Below are 645 nucleotides of genomic sequence, written 5' to 3'. Positions count from 1 at the left end.
CCAGAGTGAGGCGAACGGCTCTTTTAACGTAATGACACTTTTCATTTAGTGACGATCCTGGCCCGAAATCAGCAGTGCGGCTTTTTCCGGTAAGCTGTAAAGATCTTCCGTATCGGCATAATGCCGGGCATTCTCCGACCAACGATGCAAGGTTTCCGTTTGTTCTAATGCGATGTGCAGCGCAGCGTTCAGCGCTTCCTGACTAAAGGGGGAGGCGATAACCTGGCCTGCTTGCGCCTTATCGATATGGAACGCATAGCCACACACTTGCGTCACGATAACCGGTAGCCCGGCAGTGATCGCTTCAAGTAACACGATGCCTGCGGCTTCCTGATGTGCAGGATGGAGGAGCAGGTCTGCGGCGGCCATAAAATCAGGAACATCGCTACGTCCAGCAAAAAAATGCACCTGCTTATCAATGCCTAACTGACCTGCCAGCGTCTGATAACGATCGGGTTTGTCTTGGCCGACAACCAGAAAAACGACCTGTTTCCGTAGGTTTTCCGGCAGGCTGGCAACGGCGCGCAGGCTGCGCTCGACGCCCTTACGCTTGAAATCAGAGCCGACTTGCAGTAAAACCCGAGCGCATTCTGGGATATTATGCGTATGGCGACAGGTCTGGCGAACGTCAGGTGCCTGCTGGTC

Annotated in this window: 1 protein-coding gene; it reads right to left on the bottom strand. The window is 54.0% G+C overall.

Translation table 11 applies throughout. The features are described 5' to 3' along the window. Nucleotides 1-45: 45 nt before the first annotated feature. On the bottom strand, nucleotides 46-645 hold a 600-nt coding region (locus tag J5224_RS33555; protein ID WP_264629203.1), incomplete at its 5' end, for a glycosyltransferase.

The sequence above is a fragment of the Candidatus Symbiopectobacterium sp. NZEC135 genome, from assembly GCF_025962695.1.
This window is presented reverse-complemented; position numbering and strand designations above follow the sequence as displayed.